The sequence below is a fragment of the Campylobacter sp. BCW_4321 genome, from assembly GCF_001763075.1.
GTDB classification, from domain to species: Bacteria; Campylobacterota; Campylobacteria; order Campylobacterales; family Campylobacteraceae; genus Campylobacter_D; species Campylobacter_D jejuni.
In genome coordinates, this window is the sequence record NZ_MJYA01000022.1 from 31,527 (window position 1) to 57,121 (window position 25,595).

Consider the following 25,595-nt stretch of genomic DNA (forward strand, 5'->3'; position numbering starts at 1 on the left):
TTATTCAGTCTGTAAAGCAACTTTATTAAATCCTAAATTTTTTACACTTCTTAAGACTGAAATAACATCGTCATATTTTAAGCTTTTATCAGCGCGTATAAAAACTGGATCTTCGGTATTAAATTGTGCTTTTCTTTGAGCAAGATTGTCAGCAAAACTTATAAAATCGTATTTTTCTTGATTTAAAAAAATTTCTTTTTTTGCATTAATACTAATAATTAAACTCTTAACAGTTGGAGCGCTAGTATTTTTTTGACTACCTTGTGGAAGATTAATTTTTTCTTCATAAGTAATGCTTGGAGCTGTTACCATTAAAATCGCAAGCAATACAAGCATAATATCCACTAAAGGTGTGATATTAAGTTCAGGTTTTTCATCATCAAATGGCATTTTTAACCTTATTTACTCGAACTTATAACTTTAATCTCGCTATCAATAATGCTTAAAAGTTCGAAAGCTTTTCTTTTAATGATGAGATGAAATGTATAAGCAGGAATTGCCACTAAAATACCGCAACCTGTAGCAACTAAAGCCTCGCTGATTTTAGGAGCTATGATACTTAAAGAATTTTGAGTTCCAAGCCCACCAAAAGTTTCAAGTATAGAAATAACTGTCCCAAAAAGACCTATAAAAGGTGAAGTTGAAGCAATAATACTAAGCCAAGTAAGTCCAGCAGAAGCGCGACGACTTGCTAAATTTTTATAGATTTCTAAATGATTTGAAGTTGTATCATTGCATTTTCTTAAAATCGAATCAGTACGACTTAAATCCTTCTCACCCAAGAGCAAAGTTTCTAAACTTTCTTTTTCCTTATTTCTCCATGTAGCCAAATAAGTCAATCTAGCAAACAAAATACTAAACGCTAAAATAAAATATAAAGAAAGCCATAATAAAACTATATAAGTAATAATACTTGAACTATTGAAAAAATGAAATATAGCTTCAAAATTCATTAATGCATCCTTGCATTATCAAGTTTTGAAAAAGTTGCCGCTAAAGCTGCATTATCAGAACTCATAGATTTGATCAAATCTTTTGCTTGAGCAAGATTTTTTTCAATCTCACTTTCATCACTTCCGCAAACCCAAACCGCACCCTTTGCTAGCACGCAAATCTTATCTTCATCTACCTTTGCATGCCCAGCATCAATAGCAATTAATTCATGATTTAAATCAGCTTTTTCAATATCAATTACTCCAGATTTTAAAGAAGAAACCAAAGCAGCATGTCCTTTAAGCACGCCAAATTCTCCTTCACTACCCGGTAAAGTAACAGATTTTACTTCTCCTTGATAGATTACACCCAAAGGCGTAACTATCTCGAAATTAATCAAATCGTTCATAAATTAACCTTTTAATTTATCCGCTTTTGCAATAGCTTCATCTATATTTCCAACCATATAGAAAGCATTTTCTGGTAAATGATCATATTTACCTTCTAAAATTCCCTTAAATCCTGCTATTGTATCTTCAAGGCTTATATATTTTCCTGGGCTACCTGTGAAAACTTCTGCAACGAAAAATGGTTGTGATAAGAATTTTTCAATCTTTCTCGCTCTTTCAACTACAAGTTTATCCTCTTCGCTAAGCTCATCCATACCTAAAATGGCGATGATATCTTGTAAATCTTTGTATTTTTGAAGCACTGATTGAACACCACGAGCAACTTTATAATGTTCTTCTCCAATGATATTTGGGTCAAGCATTCTTGAAGTTGAGTCAAGTGGGTCAACTGCAGGATAAATACCCTTTTCAGCAATAGCTCTATTTAAAACCGTTGTAGCATCTAAGTGAGCAAAAACAGTTGCTGGAGCTGGGTCGGTTAAGTCATCAGCTGGAACGTAAACAGCTTGAACTGAAGTGATTGAGCCTTTTTTAGTTGAAGTAATTCTTTCTTGGAATTTACCCATTTCACTTGCTAAGGTTGGTTGATAACCCACAGCTGATGGAATTCTTCCTAAAAGTGCTGACATTTCAGAACCTGATTGTGAAAATCTAAAGATATTATCAATAAACATAAGCACATCAAGACCCATTTCATCTCTAAAATACTCAGCCATTGTTAAACCTGTTAAAGCAATACGATTTCTTGCCCCTGGTGGTTCATTCATTTGCCCATAACATAGAGCAACTTTGTCTAAAACATTGCTTTCTTTCATTTCATTATAAAGATCATTTCCTTCACGAGTTCTCTCACCCACACCTGCAAATACAGAATAGCCGCTATGCTTAAATGCAACATTGTGAATAAGCTCCATAATAATAACAGTCTTACCAACACCTGCACCGCCAAAAAGACCTACTTTACCACCTTTTGCATAAGGAGCAAGTAAATCCACAACTTTAATCCCTGTTTCAAAAATCTCACTTTTTGTGCTTTGATCTTCAAAAGCTGGTGGATCTCTATGAATCGCCCATTTTTTATCAAAAGAAATTTCTTCACCTTCATCGATCAAATCTCCAGTAACATTGAAAATTCTTCCTAAAACTTTCTCACCAACAGGAACACTAATAGGAGCACCTAAAGCCTCAGCTTTTAAGCCCCTTACCAAACCATCTGTCATATCCATAGCAATAGTTCTAACTCTATTATCTCCTAAATGAGCTGCTACTTCTAAAACAAGTTTATGTTTTTTTCCTTCGCTTTCAAAATTTACAACAATTGCTTCATTAATTTGAGGTAAATAGTCGTTAAAATCTACATCAACAACCGGACCTAATACCTGTGAAATAAATCCTTGCATTATTTATCTTCTCCTTAAAATTTACTATTTCATTGATTCAACACCACTGATAATTTCTATAAGCTCAGTAGTAATAGATTCTTGTCTTGCTTTGTTATAAGCTAAATTTAGTTGTTTCACTCTTGCCTTTGCGTTATTAGTTGCATTATCCATAGCTTGCATTCTTGCGCTATGCTCTGCCGCCAAAGAATCGATTAACGCATAATACATATTATACTCAAAATACGTTTTCATTAAATCTTCTAAAAGCTCAGTTCCTTCCGGTTCAAGCTCTAAAAGAGAATTATGAGTCTGTTCAATACTCTTTGGTTCAACTGGAATAAGATGATTAATTTTAAGTTCTTGGGTAATCATATTTTTATAACCATTATGAACTAAAATCACTTCATCTGTATTTCCATTTAAAAAATCATCTACAGCAGCATGAATTACTTCACATGCTTTCTCATAGTCAGGACTAGAACTAAGATGGAAATATTTCTCTAACAATTCTATTTTTTGAAAATTAAAATATTCAATCCCAGTTTTACCTATAGCTCTAAGACGAATATTAATATTTTTTGCTTCATATTCTTTTAGCATTTCACTTACTGTTTTTAAAGTCTTAATATTAAAACCACCGCATAAGCCTTTATCTGCAGTGATAAATATTAAATCTACGGTTTTAATTTGTTCTTTTTTATGAAACAAAGATAAACACACATCATCTTCATTGTGAACAATTTTATTGATCTGAAATGAAATTTCACTCAAAATTTCATCGATTTTTTGTGCATAAATTTTTGATCTTTTAGCTGCTTCTTCTGCTTTTTTTAACTTAGCAGTAGAAACTAGCTTCATAGCATTTGTAGTCTTTTGAGTGTTATGAACACTTTTAATTTTTCTTTTAATTTCTTTTAAATTAGACATAAAAGACCTTATAAATGATTTGCTTTAAACTCATTAATGGCTTTAGCTAGTTTTTCTTCCAAATCAGAATCTAAAGCTTTTTTAGAGCGAATTTGCTCAAAAATATCTGGATGTTTTGCCTCAATAAAAGGATAAATTCCATCTTCAAATTCCTTAATTCTAGAAACAGCAATATCATCTAAGAAACCTTTGGTTCCTGCAAAAATTAAAACTACTTGTTTTTCAACGCTAAGCGGAGAATAAGGTGGTTGTTTTAAGAGTTCAACCATTCTTTGTCCACGTTCAAGTTGTTTTCTACTTGCCTCATCTAAATCACTAGCAAATTGTGCAAAAGCTTGAAGCTCTCTATATTGAGCAAGGTCAAGTCTTAATGTGCCTGAAACTTGTTTTGTAGCTTTAATTTGAGCAGCCCCACCTACACGAGATACTGATAAACCAACATTAATTGCAGGACGAATTCCTGAGTTAAATAAATCAGTTTCTAAGAAAATTTGTCCATCTGTAATTGAAATAACATTAGTTGGAATATAAGCAGAAACATCTCCTGCTTGTGTTTCAATTATCGGCAATGCCGTCAAAGAACCAGCACCTAATTCATCATTTAGCTTGCTTGCTCTTTCAAGCAATCTTGAATGAAGGTAAAAAACATCGCCTGGATAAGCTTCACGACCTGGAGGACGACGTAAAATCAAAGACATTTCGCGATAAGCTACAGCATGCTTGCTCAAATCATCATAAACAATTAAAGCATGTTTTGCGTTGTCTCTAAAAAATTCACCCATGGTTACACCAGTATATGGAGCTAAGTACTGTAAAGCCGCAGGATCTGAAGCGCCGGCATTTACAACAATAGTATATTCCATAGCACCATGTTCTTCTAGTCTTTTAACCACTTGTGCCACTGTACTTTGCTTTTGACCAATTGCAACATATATACAGATAACTCCTCGACCTCTTTGAGATATAATAGTATCAACAGCAACAGTAGTTTTACCTGTTTGTCTATCGCCTATGATAAGCTCTCTTTGACCACGACCAATTGGCACAAGTGCATCAATAGCTTTAATTCCTGTATGTAAAGGCTCATGAACACTTTTTCTCGCCATAATACCTTTTGCTTTTTCTTCAACAAAACGATATTCATTAGCATTGATCACACCTTTAGCATCAATTGGCTCACCTAAAGCATTTACAACACGGCCAATCAAAGCCTCACCTACTGGAACTTTAAGTAACTTCTTAAGTCTTTTTACAGAAGCACCTTCTTTTAAACCTTCTCCTTTTCCAAGTATAACAATACCTACACTCGACTCTTCAAGGTTTAAGGCCATTCCTTTATCACCATTTTCAAATTCTACCATTTCTCCAGCCATAATATTCTTAAGTCCATATACCTTAGCAACACCATCAGCTACAGAAATAATTTTTCCTGTTTCTTCAATTTCAAGATTTAAATCAAAATTTTCAATTCTTTCTTTGATTATTGAACTGATCTCATCAGCTTTAAATTTCATTTACTTTTTCTCCTTAGATAATTTTCAATATATATTCGTTTAGCTTATTTTGAAGAGCTTTCATAGAAAAAGAAAGTTCATAACCTAATTCTTCTAATTCTATTTTAACACTATCATCTTGACTGATTTTATTGATTAATTTAATATTTGCATCAAATTTTTTGTTAAGTTTTACTTCAAGATCTTTAAGATTTTCTTGACTTAATTTTTCTTTAGAATACACAATACCAACAAAAATATTTTCTTTAAAAGCTTTTTGTCTTTCAAGTTCTTTAACTATTTGAGGAATGTATTCTAATCTTGAATTTTCAATCAAAAGTCTTAAAAAATTTTGAAAACTAGAATTTTTAATATCAAAAAAAGAATCAAGAAATTCCATTTTTCTTTCTTTTTTAATCTCGTTAGATTCTATAACATTTTTAAATTTCGGCAAAACAAAAGCAGAATTTAAAATACACAAATTCTGATAAAAATCATTTATATCAGCTCTTGAAGCTATCGCTTTTGCATATCTTCTTGCAATTATATTCTCCATATTTAAGATACCTTCTTCATCATAAGTTCTATTATTTCACTCTGTTTTAATGTCATATTTGGATCAGAAAAAATTTCGTTTAAAGTATTTGATACTAATTCTTTTTCCATTTTTCTAAATTCATAATCTTTCTGTTCCTCGAAATGTTTTTGAAGTAAATCCAACTCATCTTGAGTTTCTTTCTTAATATTTTGAACTAAGATTTCAGCTTCTTTTTTTGCTGTAACTAAAGCAGCAGCAGCATTTGCTTTCGCTTCTTCAAGTTTTTTCATCGTATCTAATTTCTTAGCTTTACTTTCTAAAAGTTTTTTTTGAATTTCATCAAGCTTAGAAGAAATTTTTACAATACGGTTTTTGTAAAAATTTTTAAATGGAGTTGCAACAAAATAATACAATATAGCCACAAAAATTAGAAAATTAATAGTCCTTGGAATAATATCATATTCTCCACTACCATTTGATGCACCAAAGGCATACAAAGGTAGCAAAAATATAATAAAGAATAACTTACTCATTTCTCTCCTCTTAAATTTTCTTTATGTTATTTTGCAAAGCCTGCTTAAGCTCAGGTAAATGTATGTTTAAATGTTCTTGCAACTCTTTTCTTTGAACAGCTAAATCTGCATAAAAGCTGGCCATTTTTCGTTCTAATTCTTCTTTTTTGCTTCTAAGAATTTGCTCTGCCTCTTCTTTAGCAACAGCTATAGCACTTTGTTTAATTTTTTGAATTTCTTCTCTAGTGTTAATATGAATAGCTTCTAGTTCATCATTCACACCTAAAACTTCTTGAGAATTTTCTTTTACTTTATTCTCATCATTTTTTATAGAATCATTTCTTTCATCCATAAATTTTAAAAGCGGCTTATACAGCATACTATTTAAAATAACTATCATAGCTAAAAAAATAGCCATAGTAGCAAGCATTATGGAAGGATGCATATCTTCAAACATAATTCTCCTTGGTTAGAATTTTTGAAGGACTATTCTACCATAAAAAAGCTAAGATTTTGGTTAAAACTTTTCAAGCATTTTGATTAATTTTTTAATTTTATCAATATTTTCTAAATGAATTACAAAATCATTATTTTTATTTTTGCAGTCAAATCCAAAGCGATTTAGTATGTGTTTTAATTTCTTTATTTCATCTTCAAATTCTTGATTAGGTAAGCTTTCATTATTTTTTATTTTTTTAACTATTTTTTCGGTATCTCTAACATTAAGTTTTTGACCTATTATACTATCAACCAACATTTTTTCATCTTTTTGATCTAAACCAACTAAAACTTTAGCATGACCCTGAGAAATTTTTCCAGAAGCAATCAACTCTTGAGTTCTAATATCTAAATTCAGAAGTCTTAAAGTATTTGTTATTTGAGTACGAGACTTATGAATAAGTTCTGCTAAATTCTCTTGAGTAATTTTATGAACTTGCATCAAATCCTTATAAGAATTAGCAAGCTCAATAGGGTTTAAATTCTCTCTTTGTATATTTTCAATAAGAGCCAATTCTCTAAGCTTATTCTCATCAATATCAGCAATAAAAGCTAGAATTTCTTTTTTTCCTAATGCTTTCACCGCTCTTAAGCGACGTTCTCCAGCAATTAAAATAAATTTACTATTTTTTTTAAATACAATAATAGGCTGAATAAGCCCAAATTCTTTGATAGAATTAGCAAGCTCATCTAAAGCTTCTTGATCAAAATTCTTTCTTGGCTGAAATGGATTGGGTGAAATTTGATCAATTTCTATCATAGTGCTTTGATTTTTATCAAAACCCAATTCTTTACTATAAACAGTATCCATATCACTGATTAAACTGCTTAAACCCCTATCTTTATTTAACCCCATCATAATTATCCTAATATAGAATACGCCAAATTTTGATAAGCAACAGAACCTGGCGATTTAATATCATAAAGAATTATAGGCTTTCCAAAACTTGGACTTTCTGCAAGCTTTACATTGCGAGGGATCACAATAAAGTCATCTTCGTTTCCATTAATAGTAAAAAGTTGTTTTTTAAAATTTTGTTTCAAATCATCTACAACATCTTTAGAAAGATTATTTTGAGAGCTATACATTGTCGGTAAAAATCCACGAACCCTGAGTTTAGAATTAATAGTTTTTTTGATAATTTTAATTGTATTTAAAACCATAGCTACACCCTCAAGCGCATAAAATTCACACTGTATAGGGATAATTACACTATCGCTTGCTGCAAAAGCATTTATAGTAATACTTCCAAGAGCAGGTGGAGAATCAATAATAATAAAATCATACTCATCAATCACTTCTTGAATTTGATTTTTAAGCAGCATTTTTTTTTCATTATTTTCACCTTTAGCAAGCTCTTGTTCTATACCTACAAGACCTATATTTGAAGGAGCTAAATGAAGTTGTGGCAATTCTGTTTTTAAAATAATATCTGAAAGCTTTTTTCTTCCTATAAAAACATGGTAAATATTATACTCATAATTATTACGATTAAAACCAAGTCCTGTAGTCGCATTAGCTTGCGGATCAACATCGATCAAAAGTACTTTTTTTTCAGCCACAGCCAAAGAAGCAGCTAAATTTACTGCTGTTGTAGTCTTTCCTACTCCACCTTTTTGATTTGCTATTGTAATAATTTCGCTCATCTTAAACTATACACCCTTTTATCACCTAGTAAAATTGAACCATCTTCATACAAAAAAGAATTTTCAAGTGAAAAAACTTTACCTTCATGATGGACGCTAAATTTTCTTGATTTTTCAAATTCTAACATATACTTGCTAAAAATATTCTTCCATAAATTTTTTTTTTCTACTTTTTGCAAAAACTCACTCACTAAATCTTTAAGCGAAATTTCTATATCACAAAAAGCTGTATTTTGGGGTGCAAATTTAAGATTTAAACCCATACCACCTATGATAAAATTTGAAATTTTAGCACTTATAACCCCTCCAGCTTTTTTATCATCTAAATATAAATCGTTAGGCCATTTAAGCCAAATTTTAGAACCTTTTTCTTGTAAAACTTCTTTAAGTAAATAAGCAAAATAAATACTCACAGAAGCTAAAGGTAAATCTTTTGGCAAGTCTTCTTCTTTAATACAAAAAGAAAGATGTAAATTTCCTTTAGAGCTCTGCCAAGAATTTTCCCTACTTCCAACTCCATTTGTTTGTTCTAAAGCATAAATAGCAAAATTTCCATCAATCTTTCCATTGCGTATTTGCTTGCATAAAAAAAGATGAGTTGAGTCTATACTTTCAACACAAACTATCTTCACTTTTAAGCCTTTTTCCATTTAAATAAGTCCTACCATCAAGAGCTTTTTTTCCACTTTCTTGAAGTTTTTTAATACGCAAAACTCCTTGTTTGCAAGCAAGCAAAAAACTTTCTTTTTCCAATTCTAAAATTTCACCCATCTTAGCATTTTGTTTTAATTCATCCACAAGTTCAAGCTCTAAGAATTTAAGTCCATTTTCCAAAAAAACTCCAGGCCAAGGAGTAAAAGCTAGATATTTTTGATAAAGTTCTCTTGCATTTTGCAAATTTATAAGTCCATCTTCTTTTTTGATTTTTCTACAAAGTGTTGCTAGACTTTCCTCTTGTTTTTTAGGGGTGATTTTATCAAAATTTAAAAGAGTAGTGAGGATGAGCTTAGCGGCCAAATTTGCTAAAAGTTCAAAAACTTCACTTGAATTTTTATCTTTTATATCACACTCTAAGCTTTCAAGTATAGCACCTGTATCAAGCCCTTCTTCCATGAGCATGGTGCAAACTCCACTTTTTTCATCTTTGTTTAAAATCGCACTTTGGATCGGACTGGCACCGCGGTATTTTGGAAGTAAAGAAGCATGCAAATTCACACAAGGTGCTAAATCCAAAATGGCTTTAGGTAAAATTTTTCCATAGGCAGCAACCACGATAAAATCAGGATTTAAATCCTTAATCTCTCTTATAATATTTTCATCTTTTAAAGAACTTGGAGTAAAAATAGGAATACTAGGATAATTTTGACTTAAAAAAGCCTTAGTATCACTTGGAGTTAAAATTTGCTTTCTACCTACGGCTTTATCAGGCTGGGTAAAAAGTGCTACGAGTTTAAAATTTTCATTTTCTACTAGTGCTTTTAAAATACAAGTTGCATAAGATGGAGTACCCATAAAAATAATTTTTTTCATTTTTTCGCTTTATGTGAAATTAAAAGTTTTAATTATAACTTATTTGATTTTAAAAGAGAATTTAATAAATTAATCACTCAAACAAAGTTCCACCTATCTGTTTATCTTCTAATAAAAATGTCTTTGCCGCACTTAAATCAAATCCACTTGCTAAAAACATTTTTTTATTGTGTTCAAGTAAAAATTTAGCTGCCTTAAGTTTGGTTACTATACCACCCGTTCCGTGCTCACTACCTGTTTTTATGGTTGCTTGTAGCCATTCTTCTTTGATATGAGTGATTTTTTCTAAACGTTTTGCATCACTAAATTCACTAGGATTTTTATCATAAAATCCATCAATATCGCTTAAAATCACAAGCAAATCCGCATCAAAAAAATGCGCAGCATAAGCACTTAAGCTATCATTATCACCAAAGACAATTTCTTCTATAGCTGTAGCGTCATTTTCATTGATAATAGGCAAAATTCCTAAATTTATCATCATATCGATAGCATTTTTTGCGTGTTTGGTAGCTTTTCTAGAGTCAAAATCCTTGCCTGTAAGTAAAATTTGTCCGCCTAGTTTACCAAATTTGGCTAAAAGCTCGTTATAAACACTGATTAAAAAAGGTTGTCCAATAGCGGCTAAAACTTGTTTATTAATGAGGTTTTTTCTATCAATATCTAGTTTAGTGTGTCCTGCTGAAATCGCTGCTGAAGTTACTAAAATCACTTCATATTTTTCCATGAGTTTAGCTAAAAATGCGACTAAATTTTTAAGACGCTCAAAACTTAAAGTGTTTTCTTCACTAATCACATGAGAACCCACTTTAACAACTATTCTTTTCATGCTTATTCCTTGAAAAATTTTTATAATTTTAGCCAAAATTTCATATAAACTAGTTATTGTTTGAAAAAATAGGGAGTGTTTGAAACTTTTAATATAAAACACTTCCTAGATTGTTAAAATTTTTATTTGTTATTTCTTAAAGTTTTAATTTCTTCTAAAAGCATGAATTTAAGTTCTTTAAGTCCTGTTTTTTCAAGACTTGAGACTTTGATTAAAAAGCTTTGCGGATTATTTATTTCTTTGAGATAATTTTCTAACTCATTAATGTTTAAAGCAATTTGCTCGGCAAATTCTTCTCCTAAACTAACACTATCACTTTTTGAAATCATGATGCCAAATTTACGCCCAAAAAGTTCATTGGAAAATTTTTCAAGTTCTTTTCTTAGTACTATAAATTGTTCTTTTAAAGGCATTTGCCTCATAGGATCTAGCACGAAAAGTAAAAAGCTCGTTCTTTCTATGTGCTTTAAAAAGGCAAGTCCTAAGCCTTTACCCCCACTTGCTCCTTCGATAATCCCTGGAATATCAGCCATAACAAAGGAATTATACTCATCTACATCCACGAGTCCAAGTTTTGGAGTAAGGGTGGTAAATTCATAATTTGCAATTTCAGGTTTTGCATTTGAAACAATGCTTATAAGAGTAGATTTTCCCACATTTGGAAAGCCCACAAGCCCTACATCGGCAATAAGTTTAAGCTCAAGTCTGACTAAGCGACTTTCTCCTTTTATACCAGGTTGTGCGTAATCGGGGCGTTGATTAGTGGCGTGTTTAAAATGAGTGTTGCCAAGTCCGCCTTTTCCACCTTTTAAAAAAAGCTCTCTTTGTCCTTCTTTGGTAAGATCGAGTAAAATTTCATTAGTTTGCGCATCGATAACTTGCGTTCCTTCGGGCACTATAAGTTCTAAATTTTCACCCTTTTTGCCATTTTTATTGCGCCCCATTCCACCAGCACCATTTTGTGCGCGTAATTCTCTTTTGCCTTTGAAATTTACAAGAGTGTGGGTATTATTATCACATACGAAAATAATATCACCACCATTTCCACCATCTCCTCCATCAGGGCCACCAAGTGGAACATGTTTTTCACGGCGAAAACTTACAGCACCTTTGCCGCCATCGCCTGAAGCTAAAGTAATTTTAACACTATCAATAAACATTTAAATTGCCTTTGACTTTAAATTTATAAAGCTAAATTTGAGTAAATAAAAGAAGTTAAATTTATAAATTTAAAGTTTTCAAGACGCTAAAAAAGCGTCCTGAAAACTTATGCAGGATATACAGAAACTTTTTTTCTGTCTTTGTCTTTTCTTTCGAATTTTACAAAACCATCAATTAGAGCAAAGATAGTATGATCTTTTCCCATACCTACATTGTTACCTGCATGAGTTGCAGTTCCTCTTTGGCGGATGATGATATTTCCAGCTCTAACAAACTCGCCACCAAATTTTTTAACACCTAAACGACGACCTATAGAATCGCGGTTATTTTGAGTTGAACCTTGACCTTTCTTGTGTGCCATTCTTTACTCCTTAAGCTTTGATATCTTTTACTACAACGCGAGTAAATTGTCTTCTAAAACCGCGTTTGAGTTTAGAATCTTTTCTGCGTCTTTTTTTGTAAATCACAACTTTTTTATCTTTTCCGTGATTGATCACTTCTAAAACAACTTTTGCACCTGCTACGAAAGGCGCACCTACCTTTAATTCTTTATCATTGATAGCAAGAACTTCGCTTACTTCAATACTTGCTTTGCTTTCAGCTTCAAAGTGATCTAGTTTTAGCTCATCGCCAACACTTACTTTGTATTGCTTTCCGCTGTGTTTGATAATAGCATACATTGCTTTTCCTTATAAATTGGTAGTACCATAAAGCACCGCAATAACGGATTTAAAAGCTTTAGTGGTTTAATAGAATTTTGATTTTACAAAATTTTTCTTTAATTTTTGATGAATTTAAGAAAGGATTTAGAGTTTGAGAAAAATCAAACTCTAAAAATTTAAAAGCCTAGATTTACTCCGCCACCTTCTTGGGTTTCATAATTTGCATCACGACCTATAGTATAACCATTTCCACTATTGCTACCAATTAAAGGTCTACAAATATCGCCTACTTTTACACTACCTTCTGTGATTTTTGCATAAGAAAGTTTAGGGCTTGTGCGAGTGATTTCAATACTTCCTGTTTTGCTTTCTACTCTTCCTGTATTTTCTTTTGTATAAGCATCTTTTATAACCTTCCCAAGAGCAAAACATTCATAAATATCACCTTGATTTAAGCTTTGAGAAAATACTACTTCATTGTTTTCAACGCTTGCAACTTTCAAAGGATAAATTGCATTTAAAATATCTCCTGCAATACGATTTGCAATTTGTTTGAGTGCAGCTTCATTGGCACTAAGGCTATCGTCTTTAATGCTAACTTTCATACTTAAAGTATTAGAAAATTTAATTTGTCTTGTAGCAAATAAAAACACGCGATAATCTACGATAACTTCAATTTCAGTTTTGCTTTTTCCTGTTAAATTGCTTGTTTTTTGCTTACCTTCAAGTCCTGAAATAGAAAACAATAAAATATAATCTGTTGCTAACACATTTTTAAGTTTATAAACTTCATCACTAGCTGCGTCGCCACTTTTGATTAAAGCTTTTTCCATTTCATAATAGCCACTAGAATCACGGTCTAAAACATTAAATTTACGACTTTGCAATAAATCAGAAATGATTTTTTGTTGCAAAGCTGAGCCTATACCTCTTTTTGCAACATCTGGAGTAGAATCAAAAACAGTAATACTTCTTCTATTATCTGCACTTAAACCTGGAGCTTGATACTTTTTTGTTGTTGTGGTTTTAAAAATCGTTACATTGGCTGTATATTTACCATTTACATCTTGTTCAACACTATTGATTTCATAAGTATCGGCTCTACCTTTGGTGGCTTTTGAAATTTGCTCGCTGTAATTATCTTGTATGTTTGAACCTGAATTATCAGTTGAAACGCTAGTGTTAGATTTCTTAAGAGAATTGATGCTTACTCCGCTCATTTTTCCTATAGCTTCTATAATGGCATTGTTTATCGCATCTTCCCTAGTCAAGCCTGTGCCTTCGCCTGTGCTTGATTTTGTTGAAGTTGTGGTTATAACTTTAGCATTAAGACTTAGACTTAAAAATAAGCCTAAAAAAAGAATTTTAATTATTTTCATCTTTTACCTTTAAAAATCATCCATGCTATTTACAACATTAGAGCTTCTTTGTATGCTAGAAGATTTTTTAGCTTCATTTTTTGTTGTATTTGACTTTGAATTTAAAGCCTCATTTGTGTTAGCTAAATTTTCATAAGAATAAAATCTCACAGCTCCTACATATTCAATACCATTTTCACTTGTATAGCTCCATTTTTTAAGAGTACGAATACCACGAATTTTACCGCTTGCACTTGCTTTTATTTTACTACTTACTTTGTCAATAATATTTGTTATGTTTTGAGTTTGTTCTTGAGTGGAACTATCATTAACATTAATACTTTGTTTGATAATTTCCTCGTAAGTATCACCAGTTGTTCTTTCATCTTTAAGACTTAAATTTGTATTAATAAACTCTATAATAGCAGCATCAGCCATAGTAAGTGCTGTTTCTTTGGCTCTATCTTCTAAAATATTTGTTTTTTTAGCATTGCTAGGATCTGCTACATAACCCCAGTTTCCATAACTTAAAATAATAGGCGCACCATTTTCATCATAAACTAAGCGAATTCCATATTCATTTAAAAAGCCTTTTGTATCTTTTGGCAGATACTCACTTATTGCCTTGCCTTTACCCTTAATAGCACTCTGTCTTGCTAGTGCCATATCTTTTGCTAATTGGCGAGTTTTATTGGAAATAACAGCAATAACACCTACATCATACTCACCTCTTCTTTGTGTAACTATAGTTTGCACAGGAACAAGTCCACTCATAGAACCTATGGCATTTGTCATAGTTTTATTAAGAAATTCTTGCTTTAATAAAGTCTTTTTTCTGTCTTCGCTTAAAGAATTTGTATCTATACCTAAATCTTTTAATGCCTTATCAAGCTGAGCACCAGCTAATTGTGTAAGTTTATTTAAAATTTGATCAACCTTATCACCTTTTGGCAATTCATCAAATTCCTTAGCATTAGTAGAATTATCTGCTTCATAATTTTGAATCTTGCTTGTAGCAATTCTTCCAAAAGCATCTCTTATAAATTCGCTTTGTAAATTTAACATTGCTTTTTGATAAGCATTTTGTAAAGCTTGTGCAAATTGTGGATCAGTATCATTTACAGCAACAGTACTTTTTCCCGTATAAAAAGTTTTTCCATCTTTGGTTATACCATATTCTATACCGAAATTATCGGCAAATTCTTCAAAAAAATCTTCAATTGATTTTGGGGTAATATCCTTAGTACTTGCATCAGACATTTCATTTTGAGTATTTATATCTTGTTGTGTAATTTCTACAGGCTGGGAACCTTGTGCATAAAGTAAACTTGCCATAACTAAAGAGCCAATAAATAATATTTTTTTCATTTCATATCCTTTTAAAAATCATAAAAAAAGCTCAAGCTAAACACTTGAGCTAAAAATTTTATTCATAAATTAATTTTTATTTTACCAAGTAACTGATTTACTAGAACCAGTTTTATCAATAGTTTGCTCATCTTCCCAATAAACTAAACCTGATGTTAAATCAGTAAGTCTTAGTAAGAAAAAGTATTCTACTTGAGTTTTACCATTGCTAAGTTTTACATTATCTTGTCTAATTTTACCCGCAAGAGAAAAATCAGGCGATACCAATGTCCCTTTTTTTGCTATGGTTTTTTGATTAAACTCATCATTATCTCTTAATTCTCTTACATCTTCACTCATGCTATCAAGCGCTCCGCCTGCAGCAACTGCCGAAGTTAGAACAAATTTACCTGATTTTCTTAATGCAGAAGTGATTTTTGCGGTGAGTTTTTCAGTATCGATTCTTTGCGGGGTATCATTCACAACCCTACCAATAGCAATAACCTTTCTTGTACCTGGTTTAATATTTGCAAAAGCAGGATCGCTTAACATACTATTTATCATAGTTTCAGCTGCACTTTCAAAATCTTGTCTATCAAGACCCAAGGTTAAAGCATCGCCTTTTTTTACCTGACTTGCCTTTCCATCTGTATAAGCTGTTTGCGCACAACCACTAAAAAGCAAAGCTCCAATAAGAGCTGTTCCTAAAATTTTTGTTTTTTTCATGATTTATCCTTCCTAAAATGAGATTAATTTTTTGCTTTAATTTCTAATCTAAAATCCTTCGCTCTTGTATCAGATGCAAGTTTACGAAGAATTACCTCTTGTCCTGCTGGAATTCTAAGGGCTTGATAATCCTCATTTAAAACATCTCTTAGCACAAAACCATCTTTATCTAACCAATCTACTTTATAAATTACATCTTTAGCAAAAGTACTGCGTAAAATCACTTCAAATTCTAAATAACCATTGCTATTTATACGCTTTTGAAATTGTTTTACTAAACTTTTTGGTAAATTTGAACCTAAAATTACAGTATTTTGATTTGAATTTATTTGATAACTTGGTGCACAAGCACTAAGTAAAAACATTAAAATAAATAAAATAATTTTTTTCATCTTTTAGCCTTATTTTTCCATGATAGCAACACTTGCAGGTAAATACGGAGCAAAAGAACGCACTACAACAAGAGCATTTTTATTTTTATCCAATGATTTTTGAAACAAAATATTGCCTTGTGGATCTTTGATTTCTAAATTTCCGTCGTTTTCTATTGTTGCTATGGCAATACTTTTTGGTAAACCTCTCCAAGAACGCACATCAGCTTTGTTGGTTGCAGCAGTTGCTACTGCTGTTGCAAGACTTAGCCATCCACCTGTAGAGTCATTATTTGCAACAGCTACATTTAAAGTGGTTTTAATTATAGTTTGAGCTAAGGCTTTAGCAATCATTGCAGGCATATTTATTTTAAATTCAGTAGCGACAATATTGTCTAAATCTACAAAATCATTTGTATTTTGACCATTTATATTTAAATTTGCAAAAGAAGCTTCCCTTTTTTTCAAGGTTTGTAAAGCAATATTTGTGCTAATAATTTTTTTATCCACTATAAAAGGTAAGGTTAAAGCAAATTCATCCTTAACTACACCAAATCCATTTTCATAAACTACAAAAACATATTTTTTAGCTTTTTTGACTTTTATTTTTGTGGCATATTCTTTAAAAATTTTAGCCTCTTTTTTGATAGTTTTATTTTTTGGATAAATAATAGCTACTTCTCTAAATAAATCTGCAGCTTTTCTATAATCTTTATCCATAAAGAAAAATATTGAAGCAAGATAAGTCGCATAAGGATTTATGAAATTTTTTGTTGTATCAAACTCTTTAAATAAGTTATCGTATTGTGCTTCTATAACTTTTGAGTTTTCATTCATATTTTTATCATAATTTTTATCTTCTTTTGCCTTATCTAAATCAGCACGATTTTTCTCAATTTCTTTAGCAAAATATTCTTTTGCCTTATCTTGACGCATTAAAGCACGATTAAACTCAACTCTTGCATTTTCATAATCATCTTCTTCCATATAGTTTAGAGCTTTATATATATTAACCATAATTCTTTCATATAAAGAACCATCATAATCAACTATAGTATCATTAAGCAAGGTTGTACCAACAAATTTAGCTGCTTTAGAGCCTACATTTTCTAAATCCACATCATATTTATAAGATTCTTCCACAGCATCAAAAAATACATTACTTTTGTTAAAATCACCACAATTTCTAGCAATCAAACCTGCATTTAATCCTGTATAAATGACATCATCATTTTTTTTAATTTTTTCTAAATTTTGATTGAAAAAATCATCACCACAATATTTTTGTGTTAAAGCATTTTCAAATGTTGTATTTTGTTTAACCTGATTAACACAAGCTGTTAAAAAAAGGCAAACAATACCTGAAAAAATCAACCCAACTTTTATCTTCATTAAATTCCTTTCTTAAAGAAAATTAAAAATGAATATTATAGCGTAGTATATACTTAAAAACTAATGAAAAAATTTTCACCCTAGGAGAAAAACCTAGGGTTTGATTTAAATAAGCATAGGAGCTAATACAAAGCCTAATGCTACAGCAATTGCAATAGCTAAAACTCCTGGTATAAAGAAAGAGTGATTAAATATAAATTTACCAATTCTAGTCGTTCCTGTATCATCCATTTGCACAGCGCCAAGTAAGGTTGGATAAGTTGGAAGCACAAAAAGTGCTGAAACTGCTGCAAAACAAGCTACAAGCATATAAGAATCATGCGGATTTGTTGCTGAAATTCCTAAAGCGGTGATAATTACAGGTACAATGGCCTTTGCGGTTGCTGCTTGAGAATATAAAAGCATACTTGCAAAGAAAAATGCAACTGCTAACATAGCAGGGGTTTGTTTAACCCAGTCGCCTGCTACTTCTTTAATAGAAGCTTCGTGTCCTGCAACAAAAGTATTTCCAAGCCATGCTACACCAAAAACACAAACACAAGCAGTCATACCACTTTTAAATACACTGGTATCAAGAATTTTACCTGGTTCAACTTTACAAAGCCAAGTGATCAAAGTTGCTGCAGTAAGTAAAAAGCTCATAATAGCTGCATCTCTTGGAACCACAACAGGATCAATCCATTTAATATTACTTGAAATTGCAGTTGCATAAAGTACAACTGCCAAAACAGTGATCAAGAAAATTCCTACTGAAAGTTTAGCACCTGGTTTATCTTCACCATGTAAAATAGCTCCTGCATCTTTAACAAGTCCTGCTTTTAAGCGTTCTTGATAAACGCTATCTTTGCTTAAATCCATAGGAGTGATTAAACTCACTATAAAAGCTGTAAGCATACAAGCTATAAAAGTTGTACCGATCCAAATTCCAATTAAAGTTGGATAATTCCATCCAAGTGGCTCTAAAACGCCGCTCATATAAACCACAGCTGCACTTACAGGAGAAGCAGTGATTCCAATTTGCGAAGAAACAACCATTAATGAAAGTGGAACACTAGGTTTTATGTTTTGAGATTTTGCAACATCAACTACAACAGGCATTAAAGAAAATACTGCATTTCCTGTTCCTGCTAAGATTGTAAGCAACCATCCACAAGCTGGAGCTAAATAATTTATAAATTTAGGGCTTGATCTTAAAATTTTTTCTGTCACCCTTACCATATAATCAAGTCCACCTGCTTGTTGCATAGCAGAAATTGCTGCAATAGCTGCAGCAATAATTAAAATAACATCCCAAGGAATATTACCAGGTTTCATACCTAAAACAAGTCCTAGTATAACTACACCCAATCCTCCAGCATAACCTATAGCAATACCGCCTAGGCGAATACCGATAAAAATTGCCCCAAGAAGGACGATTACTTGCAAAATTATCATTATATCCATATTAAATCCTAAAATGCTATTTTTTAGCTTCCATGTGAGGATTTAGCATATTTGATGGTGTTAAAATTTCATCAATTTGTTCTTTACTTAAAAGCCCTCTTTCAAGCGCAATATCAGCCACTCTTTTTCCAGTGTTCATTGCCTCTTTAGCTATAGAAGCTGAATTTTCATAACCAATATAAGGATTTAAAGCTGTTACTATACCTACTGAATTATAGACAAAGTCTGAACAAATTTTTTCATTTGCAGTAATACCATCTATACATTTATCAGCTAAAGTATACATTGCTTTTTCTAGCATTACAATAGAATTAAATAAGCTATATGCTGCAACTGGTTCAAAAACATTAAGTTGTAATTGTCCACCCTCGCAAGCAAAAGTTACAGTTACATCTGCTCCAATAACAAAATAACAAACTTGATTAACTACTTCAGGAATAACAGGATTTACCTTACCTGGCATGATAGAACTACCTGGTTGCATTTTTGGAAGATTAATCTCATTAAGACCACATTTTGGACCACTACTTAAAAGTCTTAAGTCATTACATACTTTAGAAAGTTTTGTTGCAACACGTTTTAAAACACCTGAAATTTGTACATAAGCTCCCGTATCTTGAGTCGCCTCGATCAAATCCTCAGCCACAGTATATTCAAAACCTGTCACTTCTCTTATTTTTCTTTCTACAACCTTCGGATAATCAGGATGAGAATTAATTCCCGTTCCAATAGCAGTTCCACCCAAATTGATCTCTAAAATCAATTTTCTAGCTTCTAATACTCTTTGTATATCTTCACCTATCATTACGGCAAAAGTTTTAAATTCACGACCTAAAGTCATAGGTACAGCATCTTGCAGTTGGGTTCTACCCATTTTAAGAACATCTTTAAATTCTTCAGCTTTTCTCTCATAAGCTTTTTTCAGATGCTCCATAGCTTTTGCCAAATCACTTAAATAATCATGCAAGGCAAGGTGTAAAGCTGTAGGATAAGCATCATTAGTACTTTGGCTTAAATTAACATGATCATTTGGATGAAGATATTGGTATTCACCTTTTTTATGACCCATAAGTTCAAGTCCTATGTTTGCTATAACTTCATTAGCATTCATATTTGTACTTGTTCCAGCACCTCCTTGGATCATATCTACTACAAATTGATCATAATACCCGCCTTCTAAAATTTTATCACACGCTTTAATAATCGCATCTTGGATATTTTTATCCAAAAGACCTAATTCATGATTTGCCATAGCTGCAGCTTTTTTTACTCTAGCCAAAGCTCTAACAAAGCGAGGAAAATCTTTTAATCTATCATGAGAAATATCAAAATTTTCAACAGCTCTAAAAGTTTGCACTCCATAATAAACCTCATCAGAGATTTCCAATTCCCCAATAAAATCATGTTCTTTTCTTGTTCCCATTTTGAACCTTTCATAAAAAGTATTTTAATTTAAAATCAAAAATTTTTGATTTAAATCATAAAATAATGATATTGCATTTTTAGTTAATAATTGGTTAATAATTAAAATACTTTCAAAATATAATAAATTAAGTATTTTTATATCCTAAATTATGTCTTTATATTTAATTTTTATTAATATAAAAAATTTTATTTACTTCAAAAAAAATTAATATATTTTTGCAAGCTTTTTTTGCTAGAATAAAATTTTTAATAATTTAAATAATTAGGGATAACATGGAAGAAATTACAATAAACATAGATAAGATTAAAATAAATGATGACTGGAAAGAATTTTTAAGAGACGAATTTCAAAAAAAATATTTTCTAGAAATCAAAAAACAATACCTAAATGCGATTGATCAAAATATAATTATTTATCCGCCTGCAAATTTAATCTTTAATGCTTTTAATTTATGTCCCTTAAAAGAAATTAAAATTATTATCCTAGGACAAGATCCCTATCATCAACCAAACCAAGCAATGGGGCTTAGTTTTTCGGTTCCAAAAAATGTAAAAATCCCACCAAGTCTTAATAATATTTTTAAAGAATTGCAAAATGATTTAAACATCGCTCCAGCAAAAAGCGGAGATTTAAGCTCTTGGGCAAAACAAGGAGTTTTGCTCTTAAATTCTATTCTTAGCGTTGAAGCAAATAAAGCAGCTAGTCATAGTTCGTGGGGTTGGCAAGAATTTAGTGATGCTATAATACATAAATTAAGCAATGAAAAATCAGGGCTTGTTTTTATGCTTTGGGGAAATTACGCAAAAAGCAAGGAGATTTTGATTGATAATGCTAAGCATTTGATTTTAAAAGCAGCTCACCCAAGCCCTTTAGCTAGAACAGGATTTTTAGGTTGTAAACATTTTTCAAAGGCTAATAAATTTTTAAAAAAAGTTGGTAAAATTCCTGTAGATTGGAAAATAGTTTAAAAAATTATTTTAAATTTTAATAAAAATATTAAAATATATTTATTTATTTAAAAATAAATCGTATTTCTATGAAATATATTATAATAAAACAACTCAAAAATTAATTTTTAAGGAGAAAAATGAAAACCATTGGTATTATAGGCGGAATGAGTTTTGAAAGTACTATTACTTATTATAAAACAATAAATCAAGCTATAAATGATAAATTAAAATCTTTAAATTCTGCAAAAATTTTACTTTACAGTGTTAATTTTGAAGAAATAGAAAATTTACAAAGCCAAGATAAATGGCAAGAAGCTGCGCAAATTTTAACTCAGTGTGCTAAAAAATTAGAACTTGCAGGGGCTAGTTTTATAATAATTGCAACTAATACTATGCATAAGGTTTTTGATGAAATTCAACAAAACATAAATATCCCTATTTTGCATATTGCAAAAAGCTCTGCTAAGGCTTTAAAACAAGAAAACATACAAAAAATTGGTTTATTGGGTACTAAATACACAATGACTCAGGATTTTTATAAAAAAATGCTTATTGAAGAAAATATTAGCGTTATTATTCCTAGCGATGAAGATATAAAAATCGTTAATGATATTATTTTTAATGAGCTTTGCAAGGGTAAAATCAAGCAAGAATCTAAAGAAAAATATTTAAATATTATAAAAAAATTACAAGAAAAAGGTGCAAAGGGAGTGCTTTTAGCTTGCACTGAAATTGGTTTATTAATATCCAAAAATGATACAAATATCAAAATTTTTGACACAAGCCTTATTCACGCCCTTGATGCTGCTAATGAAGCTTTAAAAGATTTATGATTAAAAGATGCCCAAAAGTAGGCAAATTGCAATATTTTGAAAAGATTTATACTTATATCGGTTTAAATCTTATCTTGCTTTATAGTTTGCTATCTTTTTCTAATTGATTGATATTTAGCATTATAAATTTATAGCTTAGATAAATTACTAAAGGCCAAGTCAATAAAAACAAAGCATGTAACATTTTTTCTCCTTAATATGCGTGATCATCGTTTGCGATTTCTTCGCGTGTGATTTTTACCTTATCCATTGCATTCCAAACATAGATAATATAAGCTAAAACAAAAGGTACAAGCAAAGACACATAAGCCATGACGCTTAGAGTATAATAGCTTGAACTTGCATTTTTTAAAGTTAAAGAACTTTGTAAATCACTTAAAGATGGGTAAAAAGCACTTTGACCTAAACCAATACTTGATAATAAAGCAAAAACTATTAAAACCGTTCCAAGTCCTAAAGTAAAAATAGCCTTAGAGCAACCTTTTGCTCCTTGAACCATACCTAAAAGCACTAAAATCACACCAATAACAAGCAAAACAGCAAAAATCATTTGATTTAAGAAATTATATAAATATAAATTCGCACTCATGCTTACAACTCCATTGATATCTACACTAAAACCATCTTTTAAGAAAATCCACGCTAAAAAACCTAAGAAAAAAGGTAAAAATAGAATGCTATTGATCATAAGTTTTTTCATAGCTCTTATTTTGATATTCTCATCATTGATATTGTTCATAAAATACGCTGCGCCTAAAAGCCTTGCTAAAAATACCAAAGCTAAGCCTAAGAGATAATTAAAAGGATTGAGTAAAAGCTCTAAGCCGTGCAAAGGATTTTGCCAAGAAACAAAATTATGCTCATTTAAGATAAATTCGGAACCGCTAAAAAAGCTACTTACTGCAACTCCGATTAAAAACACACCTAAATAGCCATTAATTTTAAGAAAAATTTCATAGGTTTTAGAGCCATAAACATTATTTTCTTTTTTACGATACTCATAAGCCACAGCTTGTAAAATAAAACAAAATAAAATACAAAGCCAAGCCCAATAAGCTCCGCCAAAACTTGTACTATAAAAAAGTGGAAAAGCTGCAAAAGCAGCTCCGCCAAAAAGTACGAGAGTTGTAAAACCAAGCTCCCATTTACGCCCTAAAGAATTGACTAGCATGGTTTTTTCAAGCTCATCCTTGCTAAGCTCATCGATTAAAGTTTGTCCACCTTGGACAAAAAACATAAAAACTAAAAGTCCGCCGAGCAAACTTAAAATCAACCACCAATAAATTTGCAAACCTTCGAGTTCTAAACCAAAAAACATCATTTTTCTCCTTTGCCCATAAGTGGAGTATGCTCTGCATGTGCGTCAAAACCTTTTTTAATCTGAGTAAGTATGATTTTAACTTCTGCAATCAATAAGGCTGTAAAAAGTACTGCAAAAATCCAAAATGAAATTTGAACATTGACTTTTCCAAGTTGCGTTGCTGCGATATGTACAGGAAGTAAGTCTTGAATTGCCCAAGGTTGTCTGCCTACTTCAGCAACAATCCAGCCTGCTTCAGCGGCGATATAACCCAATGGAATGGATAATAAACATACCCAAAGTACTTTTCTAAATTTCTCAATATCATTTGCCATAGTAAGATAAAGAGTAACGATGAAAAGTAAAAAGAAAAAACTTCCCAAAGCAACCATGATATGAAAGCTATAAAAAGTTAAAGCCACAGGCGGAATAGTATCGCTTGGTTTTTCTAGATATCCATAGCCAAAATCTTTAAAATGAGTTTCTAAAATAGATTTGTGATTTGCCATAGCTATTGTATCATTGTTTTCTTTAGCAAGCTTATAGTCTTTTAGAGCTTGTATAGCGATTTTTCCTCTATCGATACGATTTTGCATAGGTTCTATACCTTTGCTTTCATTTCCATAGATTAAATCTTCAATTCCTGGTACAAAAGAATTTGGATCACGGTTTCCTAATATAGAAAGAGCGTAAGGTATAGTAATGTCAAATAAAAACACACTTTCGTTATTATCTATGGTTTTTTTAGGGTTTAAGATTCCAAAAGGTACAAGTCCTGCACGATGTTCACCTTGATAAACCCCTTCCATAGCTGCAAGTTTCATAGGTTGAGTTTGAGTTACACGGTAAGCACTTTCATCTCCGCTGAAAAACAAAAAGATTGAACAAACCAAACCAAAACTAGCTCCTACAACTAAGCTTTTTTTAGCCTCGATAATATGGCGTCCCTTTAACATAAACCAAGCTGAAATTCCTATTACAAATAAAGCTGAAATCACATAACCACTGCCTATGGTATGTAAAAATTTTGAAATAGCCACAGGAGAAAGTGCTACTTCAAAAAAGCTTTGCATTTCATTTCTTGCTGTATCAGGGTTAAAGCTCATTCCTACAGGATATTGCATCCAACCATTTGCCACTAAAATCCAAAAAGCAGAAAGATTACTTCCTATAGCCACACACCAAGTTGAAAGTAAGTGAAAACCCTTACTTACTTTATCCCAGCCAAAAAACATAACTGCAAAAAAAGTAGCCTCTAAAAAAAATGCCATAATACCTTCAATCGCCAAAGGTGCACCAAAAATATCTCCCACAAACCAGCTATAATTTGCCCAGTTTGTTCCAAATTCAAATTCCATTATAATACCTGTAGCTACACCGATAGCAAAATTTATAGCAAATAATGAAAGCCAAAATTTGGTGATTTTTTTCCATCTTTCATTTTTAGTTTTTACATAGATAGTCTCCATGATAGCAATGATAAAAGATAAGCCTAAGGTTAAAGGCACAAACAAAAAATGATAAAGTGCAGTTAAAGCAAACTGCGCTCTTGACCAATCAACGCTATTAAGTTCGTTCATTTATTTTCCTTCGAGTGTAAGATTTTTGAGTACAAAAGTGCTTTTTTCTTTGTCGCTTTTAAAAATAGAATTAAAATTTACATCAAAAACAAAAAGTTTTAAAATCACAAACATAACAAAAAGTTTGATAAAGATAATTTTCCAAAGGGTCTTTCCAAGAGTTAAATTTTTAAAACCTTCTTTGTAAAAATTAAAAATTTGAGAAATACTAAAATATAAGTGTTTAAGATGCATGTAAATTCTACCTTTAAAAACAACAAAATAAAACATTTTAAGAAGCGGAAAATTATAATGAAAATTATGTTATTATTTTCTTAAAAAATTTAAATACATAATCAAGGTTTTTA

At 31.2% G+C, this 25,595-nt stretch carries 29 protein-coding genes; 2 read left to right on the forward strand and 27 right to left on the reverse strand.

Going from position 1 to position 25,595, the window contains the following annotated elements; all coding sequences use genetic code 11:
- From AJN58_RS03990 to aspA, 24 genes are all read right to left on the reverse strand, one after another.
- The gene (locus AJN58_RS03990) at positions 1-390 is read right to left on the reverse strand and encodes an ExbD/TolR family protein (RefSeq protein WP_002866730.1); all 390 of its coding nucleotides are present in this window, start codon (positions 388-390) and stop codon (positions 1-3) included.
- Positions 391-398: 8 nt separating this feature from the next.
- Positions 399-953: a MotA/TolQ/ExbB proton channel family protein gene (locus AJN58_RS03995; RefSeq protein ID WP_002854361.1), complete on the reverse strand. Its 555-nt coding sequence runs from the start codon at positions 951-953 to the stop codon at positions 399-401.
- On the reverse strand, positions 953-1,342 hold the full coding sequence (atpC, locus tag AJN58_RS04000) for an ATP synthase F1 subunit epsilon (RefSeq protein ID WP_002851752.1): 390 nt from the start codon (positions 1,340-1,342) through the stop codon (positions 953-955). The genes AJN58_RS03995 and atpC overlap by 1 nt, the downstream gene beginning before the upstream one ends.
- A gap of 3 nt (positions 1,343-1,345) precedes the next feature.
- Positions 1,346-2,743: a F0F1 ATP synthase subunit beta gene (atpD, locus tag AJN58_RS04005; protein ID WP_002852005.1), complete on the reverse strand. Its 1,398-nt coding sequence runs from the start codon at positions 2,741-2,743 to the stop codon at positions 1,346-1,348.
- Between the two features lie 24 nt (positions 2,744-2,767).
- Positions 2,768-3,652 carry an ATP synthase F1 subunit gamma gene (gene atpG / locus AJN58_RS04010; RefSeq protein ID WP_070291997.1) on the reverse strand — a complete coding sequence of 295 codons (885 nt, stop codon included), beginning with the start codon at positions 3,650-3,652 and terminating at the stop codon, positions 2,768-2,770.
- 8 nt (positions 3,653-3,660) lie between these two features.
- Positions 3,661-5,166, reverse strand: coding sequence for a F0F1 ATP synthase subunit alpha (atpA, locus tag AJN58_RS04015; protein WP_070291998.1), 1,506 nt, complete (start codon positions 5,164-5,166; stop codon positions 3,661-3,663).
- A 13-nt stretch (positions 5,167-5,179) separates the two neighbouring features.
- A complete protein-coding gene (locus tag AJN58_RS04020) occupies positions 5,180-5,701 on the reverse strand; it encodes a F0F1 ATP synthase subunit delta (RefSeq protein ID WP_070233955.1) in 522 nt (173 codons plus the stop codon).
- Positions 5,702-5,703: 2 nt separating this feature from the next.
- Complete coding sequence (locus AJN58_RS04025; protein WP_044779374.1) at positions 5,704-6,216, reverse strand: F0F1 ATP synthase subunit B; 513 nt, start codon at positions 6,214-6,216, stop codon at positions 5,704-5,706.
- A 10-nt stretch (positions 6,217-6,226) separates the two neighbouring features.
- Positions 6,227-6,652, reverse strand: coding sequence for a FoF1 ATP synthase subunit B' (locus AJN58_RS04030; RefSeq protein WP_044779373.1), 426 nt, complete (start codon positions 6,650-6,652; stop codon positions 6,227-6,229).
- Positions 6,653-6,712: 60 nt separating this feature from the next.
- Positions 6,713-7,549, reverse strand: a complete 837-nt coding sequence (locus tag AJN58_RS04035; protein WP_044779401.1) for a ParB/RepB/Spo0J family partition protein — start codon at positions 7,547-7,549, stop codon at positions 6,713-6,715.
- 5 nt (positions 7,550-7,554) lie between these two features.
- Positions 7,555-8,340: a ParA family protein gene (locus AJN58_RS04040; protein WP_002851697.1), complete on the reverse strand. Its 786-nt coding sequence runs from the start codon at positions 8,338-8,340 to the stop codon at positions 7,555-7,557.
- A complete protein-coding gene (locus AJN58_RS04045; RefSeq protein ID WP_002881382.1) occupies positions 8,337-8,990 on the reverse strand; it encodes a biotin--[acetyl-CoA-carboxylase] ligase in 654 nt (217 codons plus the stop codon). Before AJN58_RS04045 ends, AJN58_RS04040 begins: the two co-directional genes overlap by 4 nt.
- Positions 8,953-9,870: a methionyl-tRNA formyltransferase gene (gene fmt / locus AJN58_RS04050; protein WP_044779372.1), complete on the reverse strand. Its 918-nt coding sequence runs from the start codon at positions 9,868-9,870 to the stop codon at positions 8,953-8,955. The genes AJN58_RS04045 and fmt overlap by 38 nt, the downstream gene beginning before the upstream one ends.
- A gap of 73 nt (positions 9,871-9,943) precedes the next feature.
- On the reverse strand, positions 9,944-10,699 hold the full coding sequence (gene proB / locus AJN58_RS04055; protein ID WP_044779371.1) for a glutamate 5-kinase: 756 nt from the start codon (positions 10,697-10,699) through the stop codon (positions 9,944-9,946).
- 122 nt (positions 10,700-10,821) lie between these two features.
- Positions 10,822-11,859: a GTPase ObgE gene (obgE, locus tag AJN58_RS04060; RefSeq protein WP_044779370.1), complete on the reverse strand. Its 1,038-nt coding sequence runs from the start codon at positions 11,857-11,859 to the stop codon at positions 10,822-10,824.
- Positions 11,860-11,966: 107 nt separating this feature from the next.
- Complete coding sequence (gene rpmA / locus AJN58_RS04065; RefSeq protein ID WP_002800974.1) at positions 11,967-12,221, reverse strand: 50S ribosomal protein L27; 255 nt, start codon at positions 12,219-12,221, stop codon at positions 11,967-11,969.
- 10 nt (positions 12,222-12,231) lie between these two features.
- Entirely contained in the window at positions 12,232-12,540 is a 309-nt protein-coding gene (gene rplU, locus AJN58_RS04070; protein ID WP_002778820.1) for a 50S ribosomal protein L21, read from the reverse strand.
- A gap of 158 nt (positions 12,541-12,698) precedes the next feature.
- Complete coding sequence (locus AJN58_RS04075) at positions 12,699-13,901, reverse strand: CsgG/HfaB family protein (RefSeq protein WP_070233957.1); 1,203 nt, start codon at positions 13,899-13,901, stop codon at positions 12,699-12,701.
- A gap of 9 nt (positions 13,902-13,910) precedes the next feature.
- Positions 13,911-15,248 (reverse strand): DUF6844 domain-containing protein, encoded by a 1,338-nt coding sequence (locus AJN58_RS04080; protein WP_070233960.1) that lies wholly within the window; start codon positions 15,246-15,248, stop codon positions 13,911-13,913.
- 81 nt (positions 15,249-15,329) lie between these two features.
- Entirely contained in the window at positions 15,330-15,953 is a 624-nt protein-coding gene (gene lpoB / locus AJN58_RS04085) for a penicillin-binding protein activator LpoB (RefSeq protein ID WP_002851945.1), read from the reverse strand.
- Between the two features lie 23 nt (positions 15,954-15,976).
- A complete protein-coding gene (locus AJN58_RS04090; protein WP_002881373.1) occupies positions 15,977-16,345 on the reverse strand; it encodes a YcfL family protein in 369 nt (122 codons plus the stop codon).
- Positions 16,346-16,354: 9 nt separating this feature from the next.
- Complete coding sequence (locus AJN58_RS04095; protein WP_070233964.1) at positions 16,355-17,716, reverse strand: COG3014 family protein; 1,362 nt, start codon at positions 17,714-17,716, stop codon at positions 16,355-16,357.
- Positions 17,717-17,821: 105 nt separating this feature from the next.
- Positions 17,822-19,159: an anaerobic C4-dicarboxylate transporter gene (locus AJN58_RS04100; protein WP_044779367.1), complete on the reverse strand. Its 1,338-nt coding sequence runs from the start codon at positions 19,157-19,159 to the stop codon at positions 17,822-17,824.
- Between the two features lie 16 nt (positions 19,160-19,175).
- Positions 19,176-20,582, reverse strand: coding sequence for an aspartate ammonia-lyase (aspA, locus tag AJN58_RS04105; protein ID WP_002854440.1), 1,407 nt, complete (start codon positions 20,580-20,582; stop codon positions 19,176-19,178).
- A gap of 275 nt (positions 20,583-20,857) precedes the next feature.
- On the opposite strand from aspA, the gene ung reads away from it, so the two are divergent.
- Positions 20,858-21,553, forward strand: coding sequence for a uracil-DNA glycosylase (gene ung / locus AJN58_RS04110; RefSeq protein ID WP_070233966.1), 696 nt, complete (start codon positions 20,858-20,860; stop codon positions 21,551-21,553).
- A gap of 119 nt (positions 21,554-21,672) precedes the next feature.
- A complete protein-coding gene (locus AJN58_RS04115) occupies positions 21,673-22,368 on the forward strand; it encodes an aspartate/glutamate racemase family protein (protein ID WP_044779849.1) in 696 nt (231 codons plus the stop codon).
- 193 nt (positions 22,369-22,561) lie between these two features.
- Here the strand turns inward: AJN58_RS04115 and cydB are convergent, their stop codons facing one another.
- From cydB to AJN58_RS04135, 3 genes are read right to left on the reverse strand one after another with little or no spacing between them, the layout of a single operon-like run.
- A complete protein-coding gene (gene cydB, locus AJN58_RS04125) occupies positions 22,562-23,686 on the reverse strand; it encodes a cytochrome d ubiquinol oxidase subunit II (RefSeq protein ID WP_070276150.1) in 1,125 nt (374 codons plus the stop codon).
- Positions 23,686-25,248 (reverse strand): cytochrome ubiquinol oxidase subunit I, encoded by a 1,563-nt coding sequence (locus AJN58_RS04130; RefSeq protein ID WP_070233969.1) that lies wholly within the window; start codon positions 25,246-25,248, stop codon positions 23,686-23,688. Before AJN58_RS04130 ends, cydB begins: the two co-directional genes overlap by 1 nt.
- Complete coding sequence (locus AJN58_RS04135) at positions 25,249-25,482, reverse strand: DUF4492 domain-containing protein (protein WP_002860921.1); 234 nt, start codon at positions 25,480-25,482, stop codon at positions 25,249-25,251.
- Positions 25,483-25,595: the final 113 nt, after the last annotated feature.